This window comes from Limimaricola sp. (assembly GCF_016125575.1).
Lineage (GTDB): Bacteria > Pseudomonadota > Alphaproteobacteria > Rhodobacterales > Rhodobacteraceae > WGLM01.
In genome coordinates this window covers 455,978-480,470 of the sequence record NZ_WGLM01000002.1, presented here as the reverse complement: position 1 = coordinate 480,470, position 24,493 = coordinate 455,978, and the positions used below count along the sequence as shown (strand labels likewise).

Here is a 24,493-nt window from a genome sequence, read left to right as displayed (position 1 = left end):
AGGCTTGGCGCATGAGCACGCATCTTCTTCTCGGGCAGACCCTTGCCTTTGACGGCGACCCCTTCGCGACCGACTGGTCCGCGGTGACCCGCCACGACAGCCATGGTGCCGTTCTGGTGCAGGACGGGCGCATTGCCGCCGTGGGCGGGGCCGAGGCGCTGCGCGCCGCGCATCCGACCGTGCCGGTCACCGATTACGGGCAGGCCCTGATCTGCGCGGGGTTCATCGACGCGCATATGCACTATCCCCAGACCGGCATCATCGCCAGCTGGGGCAAGCAGCTGATCGACTGGCTGAACACCTACACCTTTCCCGAAGAGGCGCGCTTTGGCGATCCGGCCCATGCAAGGAAAGTGGCGGAAACCACCCTCGACCTGGCCCTGGCGCATGGCACCACGACGTTGACCAGCTTCTGCACGATCCATCCGGGCAGCGTCGACGCCTTCTTCGAAGCGGCCGCGACGCGCGACATGCGGGTGATCGCGGGCAAGACCTGCATGGACCGCAACGCGCCCGAAAACCTGCGTGACACCGCCCAAGGCGCCCATGACGACAGTGCGGCCCTGCTGGCGAAATGGCACGGGCAGGGCCGCGCGCTTTACGCGATCACGCCGCGCTTTTCACCCACGTCCACGCCCGAGCAGCTGGAGGCGCTGGGTGCGCTCTGGGCCGCGCATCCCGATTGTCTGATGCAGACGCATCTGAGCGAGCAGCACCCCGAGATCGCCTGGGTGCACGAACTGTTCCCCGAGGCGCGCGATTACCTCGACACCTACGAACGTTTCGGCCTGCTGGGCCCGCGCGGCCTTTACGGCCATGCCATCCACCTGACCGAGCGCGAACGCGCGCGGCTGGCCGAGGTCGATGCCAGCGTCGTGCATTGCCCGACATCGAACACGTTCATCGGCTCGGGGCTGTTCGACCTGATGGGGCTGGCAGGTGCCAGGCTGCGGGTGGGGCTGGCCACCGATACCGGGGGCGGGTCGTCCTTCTCGATGCTGCGAACGATGGCCGCGGCCTACGAGATTGCCCAGTTGCGCGGGCACGCGGTGCATCCCGCGCAGCTGATGTGGCTGGCCACCGAAGGCTCGGCCCGCGCGCTGCACCTCTCGGGCCAGATCGGCCATCTCGGCCCCGGTGCCGAGGCCGACCTCGTGGTCCTCGATCTTGCCTCCACCACCGCCATCGCCCAGCGCGCGGCGCGCGCCGACAGCATCTGGGACGCGCTTTTCCCCACCATCATGATGGGCGACGACCGCGCCGTGCGTGCAGTCTGGGTGAACGGAAAACCTGCTCAGCAGGGTTTGGCGAGGTCCAGCACCCAATAGCTGCCCGCATGGCCCACGCCATAGGCGGTGACGCCCGGCAGCAGAATGTTGGCGCGGTGGCCGGGCGATTCCATCCAGCTGGTCATCACCTGCGTGTCCGTGGACCCGCCGAAGGCGATGTTTTCGGCCGAAAGGCAGGCGGAATAGCCCGCCGCGGCGATGCGCTGTCCCGCGGTCTGGCCGGAGGGCGTATCATGCGAAAAATAGCGTCTCGCCTGCATATCCTCTGCATGGGCCTGCGCTGCGGCGGCAAGACGGCTGTCGGGCGCAACGGCGGACAGGCCCTGCGCCGTCCGCTCGCCATTAAGCAGCTGGCCCAGACCGTCGACCGTGCCCACCGGCGCCGGATCGCCGGTATCGGCTGGCGGGCCAATGGGGATCACCACGCAGGCGCCAAGCGGCAAGAGTATCAAGGCTGCAAGAAGCGGGCGCATCGGGCCTCCAATGGTCAGGGATCAGTCGGCCAACTCTCGGGCGAGGCGGTTTTGCCTGTCAACCGCAGCTGCAAGGTCGAAGGTTGTGACGTGGCCATTTTCCACCACCTGCCGTCCCTCGACAAAGAGGTCGCGCACGCGCGTCGGGCCGGCCAGCAGCAGCGCGGCCGGGTCCCAGCTGCCGGCGCTGTCGATGCCCGAGACATCCCAGATCGCGATATCCGCCCGCTTGCCCGAGGCCAGCCGCCCGCAATCGGGCCGGCCCAGCACGTCGGCCCCGCCGCGCGTGGCGATCTCCAGCGCCTCGCGCGCGCTCATCCTGTCGGCCCCGCCCGTCACGCGCTGCAACAGCATCGCCATGCGCGCCTCGGCCACGAGGTTCCCCGCGTCGTTGCTGGCCGAGCCGTCGACGCCCAGCCCCACTTTCACGCCCGCGTCGCGCATCGCCCTCACCGGCGCAATGCCCGAGCCCAGCCGGCAGTTCGAACAGGGGCAATGCGCCACGCCCGTATGGGTTCGCGCGAAAAGATCGATCTCCGAACCATCGAGCTTCACGCAATGCGCATGCCAGACATCGGGGCCGGTCCAGCCCAGATCCTCGGCATATTGGCCGGGGCGGCAGCCGAACTGCGCCAGCGAATAGGCGATATCCTCGTCATTCTCGGCCAGGTGCGTGTGCAGCATCACGCCCTTGTCGCGGGCCAGAAGGGCGGCGTCGCGCATCAAATCGCGGCTGACCGAGAAGGGCGAACAGGGCGCAAGGCCCACCCGCACCATCGCGCCCTCGGACGGGTCGTGGAAGGCATCGACGACGCGGATGCAGTCGTCAAGGATCGCTGCCTCGTCCTCGACCAGACTGTCGGGGGGCAGGCCACCCGCGCTTTCGCCGATGCTCATCGCGCCGCGGGTCGGGTGAAAGCGCAGGCCAACGTCACGCGCTGCGGCGATGGTATCGTCCAGCCGCGCGCCGTTGGGGAAAAGGTAAAGATGGTCCGAGGTCAGCGTGCAGCCCGACAGCGCCAGTTCGGCCAGGCCAACCTGCGCCGAGACGAACATGTGCTCGGGCGTGAAGCGCGCCCAGATCGGATACAGCGTCTTGAGCCAGCCGAACAGCAGCGCATCCTGCCCGCCCGGCACCGCGCGGGTCAGCGTCTGGTAAAGATGGTGATGCGTGTTCACGAGGCCGGGCGTGACAACACAGCCCGCCGCATTCACCACCCGCGCGCCCGGCGCAGGCAGATCATGGCCGATGGCGGCAATCGCACCGCCCCGGATCAGGATGTCGGCGCCGTGCAGTTCGCGCCGGGCGTCGTCCATCGTGACGATGGTGTCGGCATTGGAAATCAGGATGTCAGGCATGGTTTGTCCCCTCGGGCCCTCTGTCTCCCCTTCGGTGGCCGGCGGGACGCCACGCGGCCGACAGAAGGGGAAGTCAAGGACTCGGGCGCGCATCAGAAGTTAGCCATGCGCGCGGTGCGCTGGCAAGACGCGATCAGAATGCCGACAGGATCGCTAGCGCCTCGGCATGAATCGCTGGATTGGCCGCCGCCAGCACCCGACCACCGGCATGCGCGGGCGCGCCCTGCCAGTCGGTAACGATGCCGCCCGCCGCCTCGATCACCGCGATCGGCGCATGCACGTCATAGGGGTGCAGCCCGGCCTCGATGACAAGGTCCACCTGCCCTGCCGCCAGCAGCGCGTAGCCCGTGCAATCAAGACCGTAGCGCGTCAGTTGCGCGCGGCGGGCGACGGCGTGAAAGGCCGCGCCCTCGGCCGCGCTGCCCACTTCGGGGAAGGTTGTCAGCACGATGGCCTGCGACAGCGGCCGTGCCGGACGGGTGCGCAGCGGCATCGTGCCATGCGGACCGGCCACCTCGGCCAGACCCAGCCCGCCGCGAAAGCGTTCGCCCACATGGGGCTGGTCGATGATGCCGAAGAGGGGGCCCTGCGCGTCGGAGACGGCTATCAGCACACCCCATGTCGGCGCGCCGCAAACAAAGGCCCGGGTGCCATCGACGGGGTCCAGAACCCAGGTCAGCCCGGTCGTGCCGTCCTTGGCGCCATATTCTTCTCCCAGAATCGCATCGTCGGGGCGCGCCTCGGCCAGCACTGCGCGCATCGCGCGCTCGGCGCCGCGGTCGGCCTCGGTCACCGGGTCGAACCGGCCCGCAGCGCCCTTGTCATCCACGGGCAGCGCCGGCCGCCGAAAATGTTGCAAGGTCACCGGGCGGGCGGCATCGGCCAGCCTGTCGGCGACGGCAATCAGCGCGGCAGAGGTCGCGGCATCGGGCATGGATCGGGTCATTTCAGGTCGGGTCCGGTCGGTGGGGGGCGCAAAGGCGCCCCCTTCACCGCGCGGCTACCCTGTCGGCCGCAGCCCGGTCAAGCCCGGCCGGACGCGCCGCGGTCAGGCCGCTTCGCTCAACACGCGGGCAAGGTCGAACAGACGCCGGCGCTGCGGCTCGGGAATGGCATAGTAGGAACGCAGCAATTCCAGCGCTTCCTTGTCCGACAGGATGTCACCGGGCATATCGCCGTTGTCGACCTGATCGGTCGGCAGACGCGTTTCCATCCCTTCGAAGAAGAAAGCGATATCCACGCCCAGCACGCGCGCGATGTCCCACAACCGAGAGGCGCTGACGCGGTTCATGCCCGTCTCGTATTTCTGGATCTGCTGGAACTTGATCCCAACACGCTCGGCGAGTTGCTGCTGCGTGGTACCGTTCATCCAGCGCCTGTGGCGAATTCTTTTTCCCACATGCACGTCAACGGGATGTTTCATGTCATTCTTCCTTATCTCACCCTGACCGCTTGGGCCGGTCGCCCTCCCTTCGCGCACGGAACCCAAGCGCGAAGGCTACCGAACAAGACACGCGTCGGTTGCAAAAAGCTACCTGACTTTTTGGACAGGTCGGTTCCGGCCGAAGTTGGCCGATCGGCAGGTTCTTTAGGATGTGCACATGGGCAAAACATGGCCTAGAGTCGGTAAGACCGCTCAAAAGATGGAAGAAAGGGGAGCTCATGCAAGCCTTCCGCGTGACCGGATTCGATCGTCCGCCGGAATTGGCCGAGGTGACGGTGCCCGAACCCGGCCCCGGAGAGGTGCGGCTTCGAATCGGCGCGTGCGGATTGAACTTTGCCGATCTGCTGATGGCCGAGGGCCGCTATCAGGAAACCCCGCCGCCCCCTTTCACATTGGGGATGGAGGTCTGCGGCACCGTCACCGCGCATGGGCCCGGCGTGACCGGTCCGGCACTGGGCACTCGTGTTGCGGTCTTTGGCGGCAGTGGCGGCATGGCCGAACACGGCCTCTTTCCCGCCGCCCTGTGCCGTCCGGTGCCGCGCGAAATGCCAGACACGGTCGCGGCCGGGTTTCAGGTCGCCTATGGCACCTCCCATCTTGCGCTGACGCGCCGCGCGCGGCTGCAACCGGGCGAGACATTGCTGGTGTTGGGCGCGGCAGGTGGCGTGGGCCTGACGGCCGTCGAAGTGGGCAAACGGCTGGGTGCGCGCGTGATCGCGGTGGCACGTGGCGCCGACAAACTGGCCGTCGCGGAAAAAGCCGGGGCCGATCACCTGATCGACGCGAGCACCGACCTGAAGGCCGAAGTTCGCGCGCTGGGCGGCGCCGATGTGGTTTATGATCCGGTGGGTGGGGCGGCCTTCACTGCCGCACTTGGCGCCTGCAACCGCGAGGCGAGAGTGCTGGTCATCGGCTTTGCCAGCGGCGAGGTGCCGCCCGTCCCCGCCAATATCCTTCTGGTCAAGAACATCACTGTGATGGGATTCTATTGGGGTGGCTACCTCAAGTTCGCGCCGCAAGCGTTAAGCCAAAGCCTCGACCAGTTGATCGAGTGGTATCGCGCGGGCAAGCTTCGCCCGCATGTCAGCCATGTCCTGCCGCTGGTCCGCGCGGGCGAGGCGATGGACCTGATGCGCAGTCGCAAGGCCACCGGAAAGGTCGTCGTCACCCCCTGAGGCTCAGTTCACGATACCCTTCGCGGATCATCTGGGCCATGTCGTGCACCACTGGCCCGTCGCCGCGATCGTGGACATAAAGGTTGACGGCGACCTGCCGCAACTCTGGCAGAGCACCGCCATGCGCGATCCGCTCGAACTGGCGCGGCTCGGTGCCCTCCAGCATCGTGTGCACTGCCAGATCGGCGCTGACCGTGGCCTCGACGGTGCGGCTGGAATTGGTCTGCACCGCCATTTCCCACGGGATTCCGGCCGCATCGAGGCGACGCTGCACGCCCTGCCGGAAAATGCAGAAATCTTCGTAGGCCAGCCTTAGCGGGCGCTGCTTCCAGGCCTGCCCGCCCTGCGCACCAACCCAGATCAGCGGGATCGTCGTCAATGTCTCGCCACCCTCGTCCACGTCATCTTCGGTGGTTAACGTGGCATCCAGCTCGCCCCGCGCGAACTGCGCCTTCAGCGGATGGGTGAAGGACGACACCAGTTGCACCCGCACGCGCGGATAGTCGATGGCCAGCTGCCGCAGCACCTTGGGGATCACCGGGTGAACCACATCGGTCGGCACGCCAAGACGAACCTCGCCCTCGAACTCCTGTGCAGTGAGCCGGCTGAAGATCTCGTCATTGGCGGCCAACAGGCGGCGGGCATGGCCCAGCAATTGCTCGCCCGCTTGCGTCAGCCGCACCGATCGCGCGGCGCGCTCCAGCAAGGTCAGCCCAAGCATTTCTTCCAGCCGTTTGATCTGCATCGAGACGGCCGATTGTGTCAGATGCATCAGTGCCGCGGCTCGGGTCACCCCACCGGTGTCGGCGACCGCGACGAATGAGCGCAGGGCGGTGAGGTCGAGGTTCCGGTTCATATCACGATCCACGATGGTTTGACTGAAAAACATTCATTTCAGTTATGCAAGCGACACTGCTATATATCACCCATCCTGATACTTCAGCGCCAATTCATCAAGAAAGGAATGATGCCATGCGCACGTTCGATCAGATCGCAATGTTCCCCGCCGCCCGTCCCGGCCTTGCCCTGTTAGGTTGGCTGACGGCCATGCCGGCTGTCGCCCGCCAACGCCGCGCCCTGCGCGAACTGGATGACGCCCGTCTGAACGATATCGGGCTCAGCCCGCGTCAGGCCGCAGCCGAAGCTGCACGCCCGGTCTGGGACGTTCCGGCCCATTGGCTGCGCTAAGCGCGACGGCAGATTGGCAGTCGATAATCCGACAGATTTGATCGGATTTCAACGCCCCTCTGACGCGGGGTTCTTGAATTGCCGCGGCAACCTGCCAATATCCTCCACAAGGTTCTTCGCGCGCAGGCGCGGGGTCCAAGGGTTAACATTGGAGGTCTCGATGGCTGAGTACCAAACGATCCGAACGGCGGGCGGGATCCGCACGGCCCAGATCGACGAAGGGCTGCGCGCCCACATGAACAAAGTCTACGGCACCATGTCCGTGGGCATGGTCATTACCGCGCTGGCGGCCTGGGCAATCGCCGGTCTTGCTGTGACAAGCGATCCGACGGGGGCCGTGGCGCAGGTTGCGCCCGGCGAATACCTGACCGGGTTCGGCGTGGCGCTTTACACGTCGCCGCTGAAATGGCTGGTGATGCTGCTTCCGCTTGGCATGGTCTTTGCCTTCGGCGCGGTAATCAACCGCATGTCGGCCGCCGCGGCGCAGCTGTATTTCTACGCCTTCGCGCTGGCGATGGGTGCCTCGCTGAGCTCGATCTTCCTGATCTACACCAGCTTTTCGATCGTGCAGGTGTTCCTGATCACGGCGGTCATGTTCGCGGGCCTGTCGCTGTACGGCTACACGACCAAGCGTGATCTCAGCGCCATGGGCACCTTCCTGATCATGGGCGTGATCGGCCTGATCGTGGCCTCGATCGTCAACATCTTCCTGCAATCGTCTGCGGTGATGTTCGCGATTTCGGTGATCGGCGTGCTGCTCTTCGCGGGCCTGACCGCCTACGACACGCAGAAGATCAAGACGATCTACCTTCAGCAGGTGCAGGCCGGGAACCAGGAATGGTTGGGCAAGTCGGCGATCATGGGGGCGCTTAGCCTCTATCTCGACTTCATCAACATGTTCATGTTCCTGCTGCAACTCTTCGGCGATCGCCGCTGAGGCAAGGACAGACGAAAAGACAGGGGCCGGTGGAAACACCGGCCCTTTTGCGTTTTGGCGGCTGCCAGCCCGATGCCGCCAATCCACCCGGCACCGCGGGCCCTTCCAAAGCGGGGCCGCTGCAAAACCCGCAGCAAGCGCCCTGTGCCAATTCGAAAATCGGGGATACCCATGAAAATCACCACAGGCCACGCCGCGCGCGAACAGGCGATCGTCGATCTGGTCACGGCAACCTTCACCGCCTCTGACGGCGAGGCGGAGGGCCAACTGGTCGGCACATTGGCGCGCGATCTGCTGGCCGATACGCCTCATGACGACATCCGCGTCTTTTGCGCCGAGGATGAGGGCGCTGTCATCGCCGCGGCGATCTTCAGCCGCCTTGTGTACCCGCAGGACACCCGTGTCGTCTTCCTGCTGTCGCCGATGGCAGTGGCAACGCCATTTCAGCGCCAGGGCGTCGGACAGGCCCTGCTGACCCATGCCCTCGATGCGCTGCGGGCCGAAGGTGTCGAGGTCGCCCTCACCTATGGCGATCCCAACTATTACCGGAAGGTCGGTTTCCGGCCGATCACCGAAGAACAGGCCCGCGCGCCCATGCCGCTTGGCATGCCGCACGGGTGGATCGGACAAAGCCTGACCGATGCGCCCATGCCCGCCCTGAACGGGCCCTCACGCGGCGTTCCCGCACTGAACAAGCCCGATATTTGGTGAAACCGGACGCCTATAGCGCGCGGCGCATCGAAACCGCCGGAAACCCAATGCCGGGGGCCAGCGGCACGACGATATCGGCCAGCCGGGTGAATCCCATCGCGGCGTAAAAGGGCACGGCGGTGCGGGTTGCGGCGGCGTGTGCGGTGGTCATGCCCACATCGCGTGCGGCCTCCAGCGCGTGGGACAAGATCGCCCGGCCAAGCCCTTGGCGTTGATGGCGCCAGTCGGTGACAAGATGGCGCACCTCGGCCTGCCCCCCGCGCCGTGGTGTCCATCCGCCGGCACCAAGGATCGCCCCCGCCTCCTCGGCCACGTAATAGGTGCCGCTGGATACCAACGCCGGATTGGCGCGGCTGATCAGCGGCAAAGCCATCACCAGCACCGAAGGCGGATAGTCAGGGCGCAGCAGGCGGGGATAGCTGGCGGACAGAAGCGCGTCGATCCGCCCAAGGTCCTCAGGTGTGGCAACACGGATCAGCATGACCACCAAAGAAAAAGGCCGCGCCCGAGGCGCGGCCCTGTTCCAGTCAACCCGGCGGGCATGATCACTTGATCTTGCCTTCCTTGTATTCAACGTGCTTGCGCACAACCGGGTCGTATTTACGGATCGCCATCTTCTCGGTCATGGTGCGGGCGTTCTTCTTGGTCACGTAGAAATGCCCGGTCCCTGCGGTCGAGTTCAGACGGATCTTGATCGTCGTCGGTTTCGCCATGTCTGGTCTCCTTGCAGCGGACCGCCCAAGGCGCCCGCGAAATCATGAGACCCGGCTTTTACAGGCCGGATGCCGCGAGTCAAGCAGGTTTCCCGATGCAATCAGGCTCCAGCTCCGCCCATTGCGGAATGCACGCTGTCACGGGTTGCCGGCGCAAGGCCCAGCGCCTCGGCCAGCGCCGCCAGAAAGTCGGATTCGGCGGGGTTGTCGACCTTGATGGCCATCACAGCGGCAGCATAGACCTGCCCTTTCATCGTCTCGGCCGTGTCGGCGGCCAGCGCCGTAACATCGATCGGGGCATCCATCTGCGCCTCGATGAACGCCCGCTCCTCGGGTGTCGCATCGCCTGCATAGGCCATGATCCGCGCGCGTTCGTCGCCATCGATGGTGCCGTCGGCCTTGGCGGCCATGATCATCGCACGCAGCATCAGGCGCGCCGTGTCCTCGCCCGCCGCCAGCGCCGGGCCGGTACCGGGCAGCGCGCCTGCCATGCCGGTCATCGCCTGCGTGGCCCCACCGGCCAGTCCCGCGACCGCGCCCATCAGGTTGCCAAGACCAGCTTGCCCGGCCGCTGCTGCACCGGCCCCTGTCTGGCCCATTTGCTGGGCAAGGTTTCGCATCGTCGCGGCACCGCCGGGGATGCCCATCTTTTCGGCCATCTGGCCAAGCTGATCGGCCATACCACCCGGCTGACCGGCATTCTTCAGCCGGTCCTGCATCCCGGCCATTCCGCCGCCCTTGTTGAAGGCATCAAGCCCCTTGGCCGCGGCAAAACCCACCGCCATGGTGGCCACCAGTTTCATGAAACTCATTGCGCTATTCCTTCCGGCTCAGGTGAACGGATGGCCCGAGCCTAACGCCGCCAGCGCCCGAGGGGCAGCAAAAAACTCACCCGTTTGCAGGACAGGGCGAAAATGCGCGGATGGCCTGTAAGCCGGATTCTGTCCCCGGGGGTTGCCCCCCGTTGGATGACCATTCCTCTGGACGCAGACGTTGCCGCCGCGCCTCAAGCTGCCAACCCGGGCCTCTCGGGTCAGGCGTCCCTGCCGGGATATCCTCTTGCGAGGATCACACCGGCCCGAGGCCCCTATTTGGCATTGCTCCGGGTGGGGCTTGCCGTGCCGTCCGTGTTGCCACGTCCGCGGTGGGCTCTTGCCCCACCGTTTCACCCTTACCCCGGCAGGCCGGGGCGGTCTGTTCTCTGTGGCGCTTTCCCTTGGGTTACCCCAGCCGGGCGTTACCCGGCACCCTTGCCTTCATGGAGTCCGGACTTTCCTCGAACCGGTTTCCCGGCCCGCGATCATCCAGCCATCCGCGCGGAGATGGCGTTACGCCCCCGCCCTGCCCCGGTCAACGGGAAAGCGCGCGGCAAGATCCAGCGCGCGGCCCATGTCGGTGGCGTCCAGCGGCCCGGTGGCGCCGGGATTGTGGCGCAGACGGAACGCGGCAAGGCGCGTTTCGGGGGCCACGTCGGAGTCATAGCCGATTGCCGTCAGCGCGGCGGCAAAGCGGGCGGGGTCGGGCGGCACGGGGGCGGCGCGGCTGATCACCGCCAACCCCTGCCGCGCCAGCCGCGCCCAGTCGAAGCGCGGGCCGGGGTCGATCTTGCGGGCAGGCGCACAGTCGGAATGCGCGATCACCCGTTCCGGCGGCACGTCCCAGCGGGCCATCACGCCGGCAAGCACCGTCTCCAGCGCGTCCATCAGCGGTGCGGCAAAGGGCACGTTGCCCGGATTGGCCAGCTCGATCCCGATCGAGCGGGAGTTGACATCTGTGACCGCACCCCAGCGGCCCGCACCGGCATGCCATGCGCGCATCTCCTCAGGCACCAGCGCCAGCACCTCGCCCGCCTCTGAAAGCAGGTAATGGGCCGAGACTTCGGTCGCCGGGTTGCAGAGCGTGTCGCGCGCGGCCGCGCAACTTGTCATCGCCGTGTAGTGAAGGACCACGAGGTCAGGCCGCGCCCCGTTTCGGCGCGGTCCGTAATTGGGGGAAAGCGGCGCGGCCGTCAGTTCCCCGCCGCCTGCTTGAACGGCGCTGGATCCCAATTGCAGGCAAACCCGTCGCCATCAGGATCAAGCCCCATCGGGTCGCGATCGGGGCCGCCACGCGAGAGGAAGGCCCGCTGCGCCGCATCGTCGGAGACGTATTTCGCGCAGTTGCGCGCCTCGCGCGCCTTCGAGGCGAAGATGAAACGGCTATACCACGCCTGCCCCTTCACGTTGGGAGCTCCCAGGGCGTAGGCCACGATGTTGGGCCCGGCATCCTGCGGCCGGTCGGGCACCGCGCCGGGCTGCACCACCTGGTAGGCGGCGGCCTGCGCCGCACGGCGCTCCGCGTCGGACTGGATCGTCTCGCGCGAGGCGACGGCCTGAAAGCTTTGTTCGTCAGACAGGCCCGGGTTGTTCATCAGCGGCGGCGCGGCATTGCCCGGCGTGGCATCGACCCCCGCCGTGCGCCCGGTCGCGGGATCGGCGGCGGGACTGGCCGCGCCGATGCCGGCCGCGGCCAGATCGGACGAGGGGATGGCGGGCTGCATGCCGCCCTGCGGTGCAGGCGGCGTGGTGGCTGCCGCGCTCATGGGTGCTGCAAGCGGTGCGCCCGTCGCCGCCGCAGGGGCCGACGAAACTGGGGCCGGCGGTGCTGGCTGAAACTGACCATATTCGCGGAATCCGGCTCCGCTGTCGGGAACTTGCGGCGCACATGCTGCAAGGCCCAGCGCCGCGGCGCCGATCATCAGAACCTGTTTCACGGCTGTTCCTGCCTTCTTGCCCGTTTGGATGGTATTTCTACCACCACCGCGCCGGTTTGGCCACAAAACCTGCCGCCCGTTCCAGCGCATAGGCGGTGTTCAGCAGATCGCCCTCGGCCCAAGGCCGCCCGATCAGTTGCAGACCCAGCGGCAGCCCCTTGCCATCGACCCCGGCTGGCACCGAAATGCCCGGCAACCCGGCGAGGTTTACCGTCACCGTGAACACGTCGTTAAGGTACATCTGGATAGGATCCGCGCTGGCCATTTCGCCCAGCCCGAAGGCCGCCGAAGGCGTGGCAGGGGTCAGGATCGCGTCGATGCCGGCGTCGAAGACCTGCTCGAAATCGCGTTTGATCAGCGTGCGCACCTTCCGCGCGCGGTTGTAATAGGCGTCATAGAACCCCGCCGACAATACGTAGGTGCCCACCATCACGCGGCGCTGCACCTCGTGGCCAAAGCCCTCGGCGCGGGTCTTTTCATACATCTCGGTGATGCCGTCGCCCTGCGCGAGCTTGGCCCGGTGGCCAAAGCGCACCCCGTCATAGCGGGCAAGGTTCGACGACGCCTCGGCCGGCGCGATGACGTAATAGGCGGGCAACGCGTATTTGGTGTGCGGCAGGGTGATGTCGCGCACCTCGGCGCCCGCGTCGCGCAGCATCGCGGCCCCCTCGGACCACAACTTCTCGATTTCCGCGGGCATCCCCTCCATCCGGTATTCCTTCGGAATCCCGATGACCTTGCCGCGAATGTCGCCACTCAGCGCCGCCTCGAAATCAGGAACAGGAATGTCTGCGCTGGTCGAATCCTTGGGGTCATGCCCCGCCATCGCGCCCAGCAGGATCGCCGCGTCGCGCACGTCCTTGGTCATCGGGCCTGCCTGGTCCAGCGACGAGGCGAAGGCGACAATGCCCCAGCGACTGACGCGGCCATAGGTCGGCTTGATGCCCACGATCCCGGTAAAGGCCGCCGGTTGCCGGATCGACCCGCCGGTATCGGTGCCCGTCGCGCCGAGGCACAGGTCCGCCGCCACGGCCGCGGCAGACCCGCCCGACGAGCCGCCCGGCGTCAGCGCGGTGGCGTCATTGCCGCGCCGCCACGGATTGACCGCATTGCCGTAGCACGAGGTTTCGTTGGACGAACCCATCGCGAACTCGTCCATGTTCAGCTTGCCCAGCATCACCGCGCCCGCGTCGAAAAGCTGGCTAGTGACGGTCGATTCGTATTCCGGGCGGAACCCTTCGAGGATGCGGCTGGCAGCCTGGCTCGGCACGCCCTTGGTGCAGAACAGGTCCTTGATCCCCAGCGGAATTCCGTTGAGCGCGGGGGCCTCGGCCCTGCGCCGCGCGTCGGCGGCGCGCGCCTGTTCCAGCGCGATCTCGGGCGTCTTGTGCACGAAGGCGTTCAACGCATCGGCGGCCTCGATCTGCGACAGGCAGGCTTCGGTCAGTTCGACCGCGCTCAACTCGCCCTTGCGCAGCCCGTCGCGCGCGGCGGCGATCGTCAGTTTCGTCAGCTCGCTCATTCCACCACCTTCGGCACGGCAAAGAACCCCTCGCGGGCATCGGGCGCATTGGCCAGTACGGCGGCCTGCTGGTTGCCATCGGTCACCACGTCATCGCGCCGCTTCAGCCGCATCGGCGTGACCGAGGTCATCGGCTCCACGCCCTCGACATCGACCTCGTTCAGCTGCTCGATGAAGCCGAGGATCGCGCTGAATTCCTGCGCCAGCGCAGGCAACTGCGCCTCTTCCACCTTGATCCGCGCCAGCTTGGCCACCCGGCGCGCGGTGCTTTCGTCGATCGACATGGGTCCGCCTTTCGTCAAAGGGTCGGCCCCGGCTTTACCTTCACCCCCCGCCAGTCGCAAGCGGATGCGTGGCGCGATGATCCAGCAGAACGGCAATCATCCAGCCCAGCATCACTGCGTTCAGCAGGTGCCACAGGAAATGCGTGCCCAGCGGCCAGACCGGGCACAGGACCATGTCGAGCGAACGCGCCACCAGCGAGGCCGACAACAGCCCCGCCCCCACCAGAAAACCCCGCGCCAGCACCGGCCAACGCCGCCGGAGCGCCACCGTGTAGATCACCAGCAGCAGCGGCACCGTCCAGTAGGCCGCCGAGATGCGCAGGAACGGCACCCGTGCCAACACCGCCACGACAAGCGCCGCGTAGGGAAAGAACCCCGCCGTCGCCAACGCGGACCATCCGGGGCGCAGCCCCAGCACGTCGCGGTTCACGGCAAAAAGGTAGAACAGGATGAAAACCGCGATCGGGATCGTGTCGGCGAGCGAGGCCCAGGCCGTCGCCTCGGTGTGAAAGAGGAACGAGCCCAGCCCGATCGCGAAGAGAACCGCCGACAGTGCCCGGCCCGTCGCATCGCGCCCCGCCAGCCGCCACATCAGCACCGCGACCACCAGAAAGGCGAGGTTCGTCAGCGCGTTGACCGGCTCGGCCCAGAAGGCGGGGCCGGTCCGCTCGCAATAGCCGTCGATCTTTTGCGTCCAGTCCATCTTGCGCTGCCCGACCCTCGCCCTACTCTTCCGCCATCCCAACCAAAGGAGCAGACCCATGAAAATCACGTGGCTCGGACACGCAAGCTTTCGTATCGAGATCGCCGACCAGGAGCTGCTGATCGACCCCTGGCTTGACGGCAATCCCGTCTTTCCCGCCGAACGCAAGGCCGAGGCGATTGCCGGCGCCACCGCCATCCTGCTGACCCATGGCCATGGCGACCATGCCTCCGAAGTGCCTGCGCTGGCCGCCGAGCTGAGCGTGCCGGTGGTGGGCATCTACGACCTGATGACATGGTTCGCCAAGGCCCATGGCACCAACGTCATCGGCATGAACAAGGGCGGCACGGTCAGCCTCGGCGGCGTCAAGGCGACGCTGGTCAACGCGGTCCATTCCTCCTCGCTCGAAGGCGAGAACGGCCCGGTCTATGCAGGCGCCGAGGGCGGCTACATGATCGCGGGCGAGGGCCACACGATCTACCTTTCGGGCGACACCGACATCATGGCCGACATGGACTGGATGGGCGATTACCACAAACCCGACATCGGCATCCTCGCCGCGGGCGGCCACTTCACCATGGACATGGAACGCGCCGCCTATGCCGCCAAGCGCTACTTCAACTTCAAGACGGTCATTCCATGCCATTACAAGACTTTCCCGCTGCTGGCGCAGAATGCCGACGCGCTGAAGGCCGGACTGCCCGGCGTCGACGTGCATGACCTCAACCCGATGGACAGCGTGACCATCTGAACCGCCACCGGCCCTTCTTCTGGCCGGAAATACTCTCGGGGGGTGCGGGGGGCAGACAGCCCCCCGCCCTTACCCAATCAGCGCATCACCGCAGGCGGGCCGGGTGCCCAGCGGCGCATCGGCAAGCGCCGGAACCCCCTTGCGCAGGGCATCGCGGGTGGCAAAATCCGACAACTGTTCGAGATACCAGCGCGTCCCGTCGCCATAGGCCAGCCAGTTCGCGCAGATGGTGAAGCGTTTCCCGGTGCCCACGTATTCGTAGGTGGTCAGCACCGGCACCATCGCCCAGCGCCAGCCGCCGGCCTCGCCGCGCAGCGCCTTGTCGGGAAAGGCGCGGGCATCGACCACGCCCAGGGTTTCGGCGCGCTGGGCATAGCCCTGCCGCGCGGTGGCGCGGAACGTCTCGGTGTCATAGCCGCTCAGCCGCGCCAGGGCCGCGGCGATCTCGGGCTTCTGGTGGGCGAAGAGGTAATCCAGCATCCAGCCCTCGCGCTCGCTCATCACGAGCCCCGCCATCAGCGAGGCGACGCGCGGGTCGGGCGCAGCCGCATCGCCTGCATGGAGGGCGGGCGGGGCAAGACAGAGGGCAAGGGCAAGAATGGTGGTGCGGCGCATCGGGGGCCCTCTCGGTCGGCTTCGCGAAAAAGCTAACCCTCGCGGGCCGTCCGGCAAGGCGCGGTCTCACCGCCGCTCGGCAAAGAACGCCTTAAGCAGCGCCGCGCTCTCCTCGGCGGCAAAACCGTCATAGACCTCCGGGGCGTGATGGCATTGCGGATGGGAAAAGATCCGCGGCCCCTGCGCCACGCCGCCCGACTTGGGATCGGGCGCGCCGTAGTAAAGCCGCGCGATGCGGGCGAAACCGATGGCCGCCGCGCACATCGGGCAGGGTTCCAGCGTGACGTAGAGGTCGTGGCCCGGCAACCGTTCGTCGCCCGTCGCGGCGCAGGCTGCGCGCAGGGCCAGCATCTCGGCATGGGCGGAGGGATCGGCCGTCTCGCGGGTGCGGTTGCCCGCGCGCGCCACAACCGTGCCGTCGGGGCCTACCACCACCGCACCCACCGGCACCTCGCCGCGAAGCGCCGCGTCGCGCGCCTCGGCCAGCGCGATATCCATGAAACTGCGGAACGTCATGACGCCCATCATGCCCGGCCCGGTTCCCGGCGCAAGCCGCCGGACGCCTACGGCGGGCGAGTATTTGGGGCAAGATGAAGCGGGGCCGTTGCGCGGCGGCGCGAAGCAGGGCAAGGGAGGGGGATGGAAAAGACCCCGCCACCCCCGTCGCCGGAGGGCGACCGCATCGCCAAGGTGCTGTCGCGCGCCGGCATCGCCTCGCGCCGCGAGGCCGAGCGGATGATCGCAGAGGGCCGCGTCAAGGTGAACGGCAAGGTGATCGACAGCCCCGCGCTCAACATCGGGCCGGGCGACCGGGTGCTGGTCGACGGCAAGCCGGTGGGCGAGCCCGATCCGCCGCGGCTCTGGCTTTATCACAAGCCCGCGGGGCTGGTGACGACCGCGAAGGACGAAAAGGACCGCCCCACCGTCTTTGGTGCGCTGCCGCCCGAGATGCCGCGGGTGATGTCTGTCGGCCGGTTGGACCTCAATTCCGAGGGGCTGCTGCTGCTGACCAATGACGGCGCGCTCAAGCGGCGGCTGGAACTGCCATCGACGGGCTGGCTACGCCGCTACCGGGTGCGCATCAACGGCACGGCCTCGGAAGCGAGCCTTGAACGGTTGCGCGCAGGCATCGAGGTGGAGGGCGTGCGCTATCAGCCGATGACGGTGACCTTCGACCGCCAGCAAGGCGCCAATGCCTGGCTGACCGTGGGCCTGCGGGAAGGCAAGAACCGCGAGATCCGCCGCGCGATGGAGGCGATCGGTGTCACGGTCAACCGGCTGATCCGCGTCTCTTACGGGCCGTTTCAACTGGGAAACCTCGCCGAAGGTGCCGTCGAGGAGATCAAGCAGCGCGTGCTGCGCGACCAGCTGGGCGTTGCCCCCGAGGGCGCAACAGCCCGGCCGAAACCGCAGCGTCGGCGCAAGCCCTTGGCGGCGCCCGAAAAGACGCCGCCGCACGGTGCGAAACCGCCACGCAAGGCACCCTCCGGTCGCAAGGGCCCTTGATGCCGGGCCCCTGCGTGGGCATCTTTCCCCTGCGGCCCCGACGCGGCGTCATTCCGGCGTCTTGATACGGGCGCCATGACGCGTTTCCGGGAGGCCCCTGATGGCACGCCTCATCCTGTTCTTCCTGCTTCTTGCGGCGATCGCCGTTGCGTTGAACGCGGTGATGCAGGCGATGCGAACGGCCGGGGCGCTGGTTTCGGACGGAACACGAAAGGTTGCCGAAATGCCCGAGGGGATTCGCCTTGTCGCCTACATCCTGCTTCTGGTGCTGATGCTGGGCGTGACCAGCGGCCTTTTGGGAGCCGCCTGAAGGCTTACCGCACTTGCCTCAGCAAGGACCGCCCGAAGCGCCGTCGTAGTATTCGCACCAATTGACTCTGCCTTCGATACCGGCCGAGACGGTGTCATATGGGCCAAGCCATTCACCGCAATCCCAGTCGCAATACCCTTGGTCGTCCCAAGTGACATAAACTTGCCGGTTGCAGTTGTTTTGCCAGGCCGAATAAATTCCGTTCTGAACAATGCTGAGGCAGCCAGCCTGCGCCTGAACAGCGACAAGCATGAACGCCCCCACGGCAAAACAAATCCGTGAAATCGACATTTCCTATCCCCCTTTTTCATCAGGTTCTTGGTTGTCTGGTAGGTGGTCTCCTGCAATGGAAACGACTCCGGATCTTATCAAAAATGGCCAATTCTGTCTAATCCCGGCCCGGCCGGACCATCCTCAGGAACACGACTTGGGCCGGTTTCGTTTGGTCACGATGGGGCCGATCCGGGCCATCGACGGAAAACTTCCCCCTAGCGGCGAAGGGGTCCATCCACTACTTTCTCGATGGATCACAAGGCATGAGCTTTAGGACCACGGACAGATTCTCGAAGGCCTCTGCGGTTGCGCGCCAAGAGGTCAGATTGCAAGGCACACCCCCGGAGGCAGATGATGGCCGAACGTTTTGGCGGCAAATACAGCCCCGGTGCCCCTGCCGGCCATACGCCCGACCCTGCCGACGGGCGCATGGTCGACCCGGTGGGCGCCAAGGCGAACCTGATGTTTCTGCCGCCCGTCGTGCTGGCCTTTTCGGCGCTGCGCGATGGGCCGGTGGTGCTGGGCCTGTCCCTGATCGGCGCGGCAATGCTGGCGCTGGGCGCATGGCTCTTGCGCGAGGGGCTGCGGGCCGAGGCCGCCTATGACGCACGCAAGGTGGCGCGCCGCCCCGCGCTGCCGCGCAAGATGCTGGCCGCAGGGCTGACCGGCATCGGCATTGGTGTGGCGGCATGGACCGGCACGGCGGGCATGGTGGGCGCGGTGATTTACGGCGTCGCGGCGGCGGCCCTGCACGTCGCGGCGTTCGGGATCGACCCGTTGGCCGACAAGCGTATCGAAGGCATCGACACCTTTCAGCAGGATCGCGTTGCCCGTGTCGTGGACGAGGCCGAGGCCTATCTGTCGGCGATGGCCGGGCAGATCGACCAGTTGAAGGACCGCGCCCTGTCAGCCCGCGTGGCGGCGTTTCAGGCGACCGCGCGCAGGATGATCCGCACCGTGCAGGAAGACCCCGGAGACCTGACCGGGGCGCGCAAGTACCTGACGGTCTATCTGATGGGTGCGCGCGATGCCTCGACCAAGTTCGCCGAGGTCTATGGCCGTAGCCATGACGCCGACGCCCGCACCGATTACGAGGCGCTTCTGGGCGATCTGGAAACCAATTTCACCACGATGACGGCGCATCTGCAGGAGGGCGGGCGCACCGATATGGATATCGAAATCAAGGTATTGCGGGACCGGTTGAGCCGCGAGGGCATCAAACCGGACACCACCAACTCATAAGCCAAAAACGAGGGAACCAACATGTCCGATACAGTCCGCGATCAGGCGACCGCCGCGCTTGCGCAGGTCGAGAAAGTGACCAAGGCGATCCTGCCGGAACCCGCCGCCGATATCGTGCCACTCGAATCCGCAGATGCGCCCACCTCGGACGCAATTGCCAAGCGGATGGCCGAAATCGACATGACCGACACCAATTCGATCGTCAACTTCGGGTCGGGCGCGCAAGCGGGTCTGCAGGAAATCAGCCAGTCCATGCTGGAAGGCGTGCGCAACAAGGACGTGGGCCCGGCGGGCGACAGCCTGCGCGACATCGTGACCACGATCCGCGGCTTCTCGGTCAGCGAGCTGGACGTGCGGCGCAAGCAATCGTGGTGGGAAAAGCTGATGGGCCGGGCCGCGCCGATGGCCAAATTCGTGGCCCGTTTCGAAGAGGTGCAGGGACAGATCGACAAGATCACCGACGACCTGCTGCGCCACGAGCATGTCCTGATGAAGGACATCGAGTCGCTCGACATCCTCTACGACCGGACGCTGAAATTCTATGACGAGCTGGCGCTTTACATCGCCGCCGGCGAGGCCAAGCTGAAGGAACTCGACGGCACGACGATCCCCGCAAAGGAGGCCGAAGTCGCCGCCGCGGCCGAGGATGCGGGCGTGATGAAGGCGCAGGAACTGCGCGACCTGCGCGCCGCGCGCGACGATCTGGAACGCCGGGTCTACGACCTGAAACTGACGCGGCAGGTGACAATGCAGTCGCTGCCCTCGATCCGGCTGGTGCAGGAAAACGACAAGAGCCTTGTGACCAAGATCAACTCGACCCTCGTCAACACCGTGCCGCTTTGGGAGACGCAGCTGGCGCAGGCGGTGACGATCCAACGCTCGTCCGAGGCGGCGCAATCGGTGCGTGCGGCCAATGACCTGACCAACGATCTGCTGACCGCCAATGCCAAGAACCTGCGCGAGGCCAACAAGGTGGTGCGCACCGAGATGGAGCGCGGCGTGTTCGACATCGAGGCGGTGAAAAAGGCGAACGCCGACCTGATCGCCACCATCAACGAAAGCCTGCAGATTGCCGACGAGGGCAAGCGCAAACGCGCCGCAGCCGAACAGGATCTGCAAAAGATGGAGGCCGACCTGAAGGACACGCTGGCCGCGGCCAAGGCCCACACCCCCGACGCCGCCGCGCCCGACCAGGGTCAGGCCTGAGGCAACCACGACGATGGGCCGGGGAAACTGGGCCACGGCCCTGCGGTTGATCATCGCGGCAGGCGGGCTTTCCGCCTGTGCGATGCCGCTGCCCGTCTCCGGCCCGCCCGTCACCTCGGCCCCTCCGGCCGAACGCCCGGTCAGCGCGGCCCCTGCCACGCCCGCCCCTTCGGCCGAAAGCCAGGCCTTGGCGCGCTATTATGCGCGTGTGCAGAAAGACCTGATCCAGCAGGGCCTGCTGCGCGGCGATGGTGGCGGGCCAGATGCGCCCTTCACCGACACCGATCTGACGCGCAACTTCATCCGCATCGCGCTTTTCAATGAATATTCGGGCGAGGGCGATCTGAACCATCCGCGCGCCACCGAAACCCGCCTGCGCCGCTGGGATCGACCGATCCGGATGTCGACGATCTTCGGCGCCTCGGTTCCCGAGGACCAGCGCAGCCGCGACCGGGCCAGTGTGGCGGCCTATGCCGCCAAGCTGTCGCGCCTCACCGGGGTGCCCATCACCCGTACCGATACCGCGCCCAATTATTTCGTGCTGTTTCTCAACGAGGATGAACGGCAGGCCGGCGCGCCGCTCTTTCGAAGCCTGCTTCCGGGGATCGATGAAGGGTCTGTTCAAACCCTTGTGACGTTGCCGCGTGATCAGTTCTGTGTCGTCATCGCCTTTGCGCGGGGCGATTCCTACAGCTATGCCGATGCCATCGCGGTAATCCGGGCCGAACATCCCGACGCAATGCGCATCGCCTGCATTCAAGAGGAACTGGCACAGGGCATGGGGCTGGCCAATGACAGCCCCGAGGCGCGGCCATCGATCTTCAATGACGACCAGGAATTCGCGCTCTTGACCAAACAGGACGCCCTGATGCTGCGGATGCTTTACGACCCGCGCCTGAAGACCGGCATGACCGCTGCCGAGGCCGCCCCCATTGCGCGGGTGATCGCCCACGAGTTGATGGCGACGCAAGGTCAAGGCGTATGAGGGAGCGGGGCCGCCCCTCAGGCCCTTGCGGCGGCGCGGGTCGGATCGGTCAGCGGTTCACGCGCGCCTGGGCGAAGCACAGCGGGGTCGTAGGGTTTGCGCGCAAACACCTCCTCGACCATCGGCGCAAAGAAATCGAGCTGCAGCGTGTCATAGGCGGGATCAAAGCTCGCCTGGTCCCAGCGCTCGCAGAATTGCGCGCAATCGTCGAAATAGACGTGGCCGCGATGCCGTTCGCGCTTGTTCTGGTCAAACCCGGGCAGGTGGTGGCCGTAATAAAGCATCTGGAAATCGCCATGGGTCTGCACGCACCATGCGCACTGCTCGCGCACGAAGGGGCGCAGGATGGTCGCGGCGTATTCATCGTGATTGTAGGGGGCGTAGATGTCGCCGATGTCGTGCAGCAGGGCACTGACAACCCAGTCGGTATCGGCCCCGTCGCGCCACGCCCGCGTGGCCGATTGCAAAGAATGGCCCAGCCGGGTGATCTGGTATCCCGACAAGCTCTGGTCCAGATCCACCAACGCCGTCATCAACCGCTGCGCGGTATGGCGGGTGTGGGCGATCTCTTGCGCGGTCAGGAATTCGTATTCCTCGCGCGTCCCGTCCTTCATCTGGGTGAAACTGACCTTGTCCATCTGTGCCCTCCCGTATCCGTCGCCAAATCTGCCGCATCCAGAAGGCGGCGCATAGCCGCACGCGCGACAACGCCCGCCCGATTCCGACACGCGCCGCGCCCGCACCCCGCGCCGCTTGAAACCCGCCAAGCCGGGGTGCTAGCCTCCGCCCTGCCCCCGGCCGACCATAACCCGCGTATCTTCGCAACAGGAGCCTGACCCATGGGTATTCTCGACTTTCTCTCCGGCCAGTTCATCGACGTCATCGCATGGACCGACGACACCCATGACACCATGGTCTGGCGGTTCGAGCGCGAGGGCCACGAGATCAAGTACGGTGCCAAGCTGACAGTGAGAGAGGGACAGTCCGCCGTCTTTGTCCACGAAGGGCAACTGGCCGATGTCTTTACCCCCGGTCTCTACATGCTCGAAACCAACAACATGCCGATCCTGACGGATCTGCAGCACTGGGACCACGGCTTCAAATCGCCCTTCAAGTCCGAGGTCTACTTCGTCAACACTACGCGGTTCTCCGACCTGAAATGGGGCACCAAGAACCCGATCATGCTGCGCGACCCCGAATTTGGGCCGACCCGAATCCGGGCCTTCGGCACTTACACGGTCAAGGTGACCGACCCTGCGGTATTCATGAAAGAGATCGTCGGCACAGACGGCGAATTCACGATGGACGAGATCAGCTTTCAGATCCGCAACATCATCGTGCAGGAGTTTTCCAAGGCAGTGGCCAGCTCCGGCATTCCCGTGCTCGACATGGCCGCCAACACGGCCGACCTGGGCAAGCTGGTGGCGACGGCAATCGCCCCCACCATCGCGGCCTACGGCATCACCCTGCCCGAGCTTTACATCGAAAACATCAGCCTGCCTGAAGCCGTCGAGGCGGCGCTGGACAAGCGCACCTCGATGGGCATCGCGGGCGATCTGGGCAAGTTCACCCAGTATTCCGCGGCCGAGGCGATGACCGCAGCGGCGTCCAACCCCAACGGGGGTGGCGGCATGGGGGCAGGCCTTGGCATGGGCATGGGCATGGCGATGGCAGGCCAGATGGCGCGTCAGCCGGGCCCCTGGGGCGCTGCGCCGCAACCTGCCGCGCCTGCCGCCGCTGCCGTGCCGCCTCCCCCGCCGCCGCCGGTCGAGAAAGTCTGGCACATCGCCAAGAACGGTCAGACATCAGGGCCGTTTTCGCGCGCGACGATGGGCCAGATGGTGGGCCGGGGCGAGGTGACGCGTGAAAGCCTCGTCTGGACCGCCGGGCAGGACGGCTGGAAAACGGCCGAGGACATTCCCGAGCTGGCACAGCTTTTCACCGTGATGCCGCCCCCGCCGCCACCGGCAAGCTGATGACGGGCGATGCGACCTGTGCTGCATTTCAGCCGCAACCCGAACCCGCGCCTTGCGGTGGCGGTGGCGCGGTATCTGGATGCGCCGGTCGACTTCGCCCATGCCGCCCCCTTCGCCCCCGGACAGGCCAACCGCTTTCGTCCGCTGAACCCCGGCTTGCGGATCCCGATCCTCGAAGAGGACGGCGCCGGGCTGTGGGAGGCCGACGCGATCGCCTGCCGCCTGTCGCTGATGACAGGCAGCGATTTCTGGCGGACGGGAAAGGCCGCGCCGGACATGATCCGCTGGCTGAGCTGGGGAAAGGGAAACTTCGTGCAGGCCTGTGACATGGTCCACTTCGAAAGGGGCACCAAGCAGCGCTACGGCCTCGGCCCGGTCGACCCGGCCAAGGTGGCGGAGGGGCTCGATCTGTTCAACGATTCTGCCAGCTTGTTGAACGCGGCGCTGTCTGACCGCGACTGGCTCTGCGGTGATGCGCCCAGCTACGCCGATTTCCGGATGGCCACCTTCCTGCCATTCAACGATGTGGCGGGCTTGCCCTTGGCTGACTACCCCGAAGTCCTGCGGTGGTATTCGGGGCTGGATGCGCTGTCCGCGTGGCGCGATCCTTTCGTCGGTCTGGACGCCCCTGCTCTGCCAAGGATCTTGGCATGAGAATGCGGCGGACCCTGACGATCTGGCTGCACTGGGGCAGCGTCTTTCTGATCCTGATGATGATAAAGGGCGGCACCAGTGCGCCCGCCCTGCGCTGGATCTTTACTGCGGCGGGTGCGCTCTGGGTCGGTATGGCAGTCTTTGGCGGGCTCTTGGGCCGGCCGGGGCCGAAGCTGACGGGACTGGCCCGTGCGGCCTATCCGTGGATGCACCGGGGCATGTATGCCGCACTTGCCGTTGCCGCGGGGCTGAACCTTGTTGCGCTGCTGGGGCTCGCCCCGCGCGACTGGGCCTGGACCTCGTTGCTTGTCCTGTTGGCGGCCGGCATGCTGCACGGCATCTTTCACCTCTGGCGGCATACCACGCTCTACGACGGGGCGCTGAAGATGATGGCGCCGCGAATCCTGCACAAGCATCTTTAGGAC

The 24,493-nt window shown here is 66.3% G+C and carries 31 protein-coding genes and 1 other RNA gene; 14 read left to right on the top strand and 18 right to left on the bottom strand.

Going from position 1 to position 24,493, the window contains the following annotated elements:
- Positions 1-11: 11 nt before the first annotated feature.
- A complete protein-coding gene (gene guaD / locus GC146_RS03815; protein WP_291834548.1) occupies positions 12-1,328 on the top strand; it encodes a guanine deaminase in 1,317 nt (438 codons plus the stop codon).
- On the opposite strand, the gene GC146_RS03810 is transcribed toward guaD, so the two are convergent.
- From GC146_RS03810 to GC146_RS03795, 4 genes are all read right to left on the bottom strand, one after another.
- A complete protein-coding gene (locus GC146_RS03810; protein WP_291834546.1) occupies positions 1,295-1,762 on the bottom strand; it encodes a CAP domain-containing protein in 468 nt (155 codons plus the stop codon). The genes guaD and GC146_RS03810 overlap by 34 nt on opposite strands.
- 21 nt (positions 1,763-1,783) lie before the next feature.
- The gene (locus tag GC146_RS03805) at positions 1,784-3,121 is read right to left on the bottom strand and encodes an 8-oxoguanine deaminase (RefSeq protein ID WP_291834543.1); all 1,338 of its coding nucleotides are present in this window, start codon (positions 3,119-3,121) and stop codon (positions 1,784-1,786) included.
- A 133-nt stretch (positions 3,122-3,254) separates the two neighbouring features.
- Positions 3,255-4,067, bottom strand: a complete 813-nt coding sequence (locus tag GC146_RS03800) for an inositol monophosphatase family protein (protein WP_291834540.1) — start codon at positions 4,065-4,067, stop codon at positions 3,255-3,257.
- 102 nt (positions 4,068-4,169) lie between these two features.
- Entirely contained in the window at positions 4,170-4,544 is a 375-nt protein-coding gene (locus GC146_RS03795; RefSeq protein WP_291834538.1) for a helix-turn-helix transcriptional regulator, read from the bottom strand.
- A gap of 239 nt (positions 4,545-4,783) precedes the next feature.
- On the opposite strand from GC146_RS03795, the gene GC146_RS03790 reads away from it, so the two are divergent.
- Complete coding sequence (locus GC146_RS03790; protein ID WP_291834535.1) at positions 4,784-5,740, top strand: NADPH:quinone oxidoreductase family protein; 957 nt, start codon at positions 4,784-4,786, stop codon at positions 5,738-5,740.
- Here GC146_RS03790 and GC146_RS03785 read toward each other — a convergent pair.
- Entirely contained in the window at positions 5,730-6,596 is an 867-nt protein-coding gene (locus GC146_RS03785) for a LysR family transcriptional regulator (protein WP_291835739.1), read from the bottom strand. The two genes, GC146_RS03790 and GC146_RS03785, sit on opposite strands and share 11 nt — an antisense overlap.
- Positions 6,597-6,712: 116 nt before the next feature.
- On the opposite strand from GC146_RS03785, the gene GC146_RS03780 reads away from it, so the two are divergent.
- From GC146_RS03780 to GC146_RS03770, 3 genes are all read left to right on the top strand, one after another.
- On the top strand, positions 6,713-6,928 hold the full coding sequence (locus GC146_RS03780) for a DUF1127 domain-containing protein (RefSeq protein ID WP_291834532.1): 216 nt from the start codon (positions 6,713-6,715) through the stop codon (positions 6,926-6,928).
- A gap of 160 nt (positions 6,929-7,088) precedes the next feature.
- Positions 7,089-7,865: a Bax inhibitor-1/YccA family protein gene (locus GC146_RS03775; RefSeq protein ID WP_291834530.1), complete on the top strand. Its 777-nt coding sequence runs from the start codon at positions 7,089-7,091 to the stop codon at positions 7,863-7,865.
- Between the two features lie 171 nt (positions 7,866-8,036).
- Complete coding sequence (locus tag GC146_RS03770) at positions 8,037-8,576, top strand: N-acetyltransferase (RefSeq protein ID WP_291834527.1); 540 nt, start codon at positions 8,037-8,039, stop codon at positions 8,574-8,576.
- A 10-nt stretch (positions 8,577-8,586) separates the two neighbouring features.
- Here the strand turns inward: GC146_RS03770 and GC146_RS03765 are convergent, their stop codons facing one another.
- The 9 genes from GC146_RS03765 to GC146_RS03725 form a co-directional block, all read right to left on the bottom strand.
- Positions 8,587-9,057: a GNAT family N-acetyltransferase gene (locus tag GC146_RS03765; protein WP_291834525.1), complete on the bottom strand. Its 471-nt coding sequence runs from the start codon at positions 9,055-9,057 to the stop codon at positions 8,587-8,589.
- Positions 9,058-9,121: 64 nt separating this feature from the next.
- Positions 9,122-9,289 (bottom strand): 50S ribosomal protein L33, encoded by a 168-nt coding sequence (rpmG, locus tag GC146_RS03760; RefSeq protein WP_291834522.1) that lies wholly within the window; start codon positions 9,287-9,289, stop codon positions 9,122-9,124.
- Positions 9,290-9,390: 101 nt separating this feature from the next.
- A complete protein-coding gene (locus GC146_RS03755; RefSeq protein ID WP_291834520.1) occupies positions 9,391-10,101 on the bottom strand; it encodes a tellurite resistance TerB family protein in 711 nt (236 codons plus the stop codon).
- Positions 10,102-10,203: 102 nt separating this feature from the next.
- Positions 10,204-10,605, bottom strand: an RNA gene (rnpB, locus tag GC146_RS03750) — RNase P RNA component class A.
- A 12-nt stretch (positions 10,606-10,617) separates the two neighbouring features.
- Positions 10,618-11,301 (bottom strand): N-acetylmuramoyl-L-alanine amidase, encoded by a 684-nt coding sequence (locus GC146_RS03745; protein ID WP_291835735.1) that lies wholly within the window; start codon positions 11,299-11,301, stop codon positions 10,618-10,620.
- Positions 11,298-12,041: a hypothetical protein gene (locus GC146_RS03740; protein ID WP_291834517.1), complete on the bottom strand. Its 744-nt coding sequence runs from the start codon at positions 12,039-12,041 to the stop codon at positions 11,298-11,300. Before GC146_RS03740 ends, GC146_RS03745 begins: the two co-directional genes overlap by 4 nt.
- Before the next feature lie 37 nt (positions 12,042-12,078).
- Positions 12,079-13,563 carry an Asp-tRNA(Asn)/Glu-tRNA(Gln) amidotransferase subunit GatA gene (gatA, locus tag GC146_RS03735; protein ID WP_291834514.1) on the bottom strand — a complete coding sequence of 495 codons (1,485 nt, stop codon included), beginning with the start codon at positions 13,561-13,563 and terminating at the stop codon, positions 12,079-12,081.
- Positions 13,560-13,847: an Asp-tRNA(Asn)/Glu-tRNA(Gln) amidotransferase subunit GatC gene (gene gatC, locus GC146_RS03730; protein WP_291834511.1), complete on the bottom strand. Its 288-nt coding sequence runs from the start codon at positions 13,845-13,847 to the stop codon at positions 13,560-13,562. The genes gatA and gatC overlap by 4 nt, the downstream gene beginning before the upstream one ends.
- Positions 13,848-13,887: 40 nt before the next feature.
- Positions 13,888-14,550: a ceramidase domain-containing protein gene (locus GC146_RS03725; RefSeq protein ID WP_291834508.1), complete on the bottom strand. Its 663-nt coding sequence runs from the start codon at positions 14,548-14,550 to the stop codon at positions 13,888-13,890.
- A 58-nt stretch (positions 14,551-14,608) separates the two neighbouring features.
- Between GC146_RS03725 and GC146_RS03720 the strand changes: the two genes are divergently transcribed.
- On the top strand, positions 14,609-15,301 hold the full coding sequence (locus GC146_RS03720) for a metal-dependent hydrolase (protein WP_291834506.1): 693 nt from the start codon (positions 14,609-14,611) through the stop codon (positions 15,299-15,301).
- A gap of 69 nt (positions 15,302-15,370) precedes the next feature.
- Here GC146_RS03720 and GC146_RS03715 read toward each other — a convergent pair whose 3' ends face one another.
- Positions 15,371-15,916, bottom strand: a complete 546-nt coding sequence (locus GC146_RS03715; protein ID WP_291834503.1) for a hypothetical protein — start codon at positions 15,914-15,916, stop codon at positions 15,371-15,373.
- A gap of 66 nt (positions 15,917-15,982) precedes the next feature.
- A complete protein-coding gene (locus GC146_RS03710; RefSeq protein ID WP_291834500.1) occupies positions 15,983-16,432 on the bottom strand; it encodes a nucleoside deaminase in 450 nt (149 codons plus the stop codon).
- Positions 16,433-16,555: 123 nt separating this feature from the next.
- On the opposite strand from GC146_RS03710, the gene GC146_RS03705 reads away from it, so the two are divergent.
- Both GC146_RS03705 and GC146_RS03700 read left to right on the top strand, forming a co-directional pair.
- Complete coding sequence (locus GC146_RS03705) at positions 16,556-17,422, top strand: pseudouridine synthase (RefSeq protein ID WP_291834498.1); 867 nt, start codon at positions 16,556-16,558, stop codon at positions 17,420-17,422.
- 100 nt (positions 17,423-17,522) lie between these two features.
- Positions 17,523-17,732 carry a hypothetical protein gene (locus tag GC146_RS03700; protein ID WP_291834496.1) on the top strand — a complete coding sequence of 70 codons (210 nt, stop codon included), beginning with the start codon at positions 17,523-17,525 and terminating at the stop codon, positions 17,730-17,732.
- Positions 17,733-17,750: 18 nt separating this feature from the next.
- Here the strand turns inward: GC146_RS03700 and GC146_RS03695 are convergent, their stop codons facing one another.
- Complete coding sequence (locus GC146_RS03695) at positions 17,751-18,023, bottom strand: hypothetical protein (RefSeq protein ID WP_291834493.1); 273 nt, start codon at positions 18,021-18,023, stop codon at positions 17,751-17,753.
- 336 nt (positions 18,024-18,359) lie between these two features.
- Here GC146_RS03695 and GC146_RS03690 point away from each other — a divergent pair, with 336 nt between their 5' ends.
- From GC146_RS03690 to GC146_RS03680, 3 genes are read left to right on the top strand one after another with little or no spacing between them, the layout of a single operon-like run.
- A complete protein-coding gene (locus GC146_RS03690) occupies positions 18,360-19,247 on the top strand; it encodes a 5-bromo-4-chloroindolyl phosphate hydrolysis family protein (RefSeq protein ID WP_291834490.1) in 888 nt (295 codons plus the stop codon).
- A gap of 21 nt (positions 19,248-19,268) precedes the next feature.
- Complete coding sequence (locus GC146_RS03685; protein ID WP_291834487.1) at positions 19,269-20,453, top strand: toxic anion resistance protein; 1,185 nt, start codon at positions 19,269-19,271, stop codon at positions 20,451-20,453.
- Positions 20,454-20,466: 13 nt separating this feature from the next.
- Entirely contained in the window at positions 20,467-21,438 is a 972-nt protein-coding gene (locus tag GC146_RS03680; protein ID WP_291834484.1) for a DUF2927 domain-containing protein, read from the top strand.
- A 17-nt stretch (positions 21,439-21,455) separates the two neighbouring features.
- On the opposite strand, the gene GC146_RS03675 is transcribed toward GC146_RS03680, so the two are convergent.
- On the bottom strand, positions 21,456-22,076 hold the full coding sequence (locus tag GC146_RS03675) for an inositol oxygenase family protein (RefSeq protein WP_291834482.1): 621 nt from the start codon (positions 22,074-22,076) through the stop codon (positions 21,456-21,458).
- Between the two features lie 201 nt (positions 22,077-22,277).
- Between GC146_RS03675 and GC146_RS03670 the strand changes: the two genes are divergently transcribed.
- The 3 genes from GC146_RS03670 to GC146_RS03660 are packed head-to-tail and all read left to right on the top strand — an operon-like array spanning position 22,278 to position 24,490.
- Positions 22,278-23,414, top strand: a complete 1,137-nt coding sequence (locus GC146_RS03670; protein ID WP_291834479.1) for an SPFH domain-containing protein — start codon at positions 22,278-22,280, stop codon at positions 23,412-23,414.
- Positions 23,415-23,423: 9 nt separating this feature from the next.
- Positions 23,424-24,068, top strand: a complete 645-nt coding sequence (locus GC146_RS03665) for a glutathione S-transferase family protein (RefSeq protein ID WP_291834477.1) — start codon at positions 23,424-23,426, stop codon at positions 24,066-24,068.
- The gene (locus tag GC146_RS03660; protein WP_291834475.1) at positions 24,065-24,490 is read left to right on the top strand and encodes a hypothetical protein; all 426 of its coding nucleotides are present in this window, start codon (positions 24,065-24,067) and stop codon (positions 24,488-24,490) included. The genes GC146_RS03665 and GC146_RS03660 overlap by 4 nt, the downstream gene beginning before the upstream one ends.
- Positions 24,491-24,493: the final 3 nt, after the last annotated feature.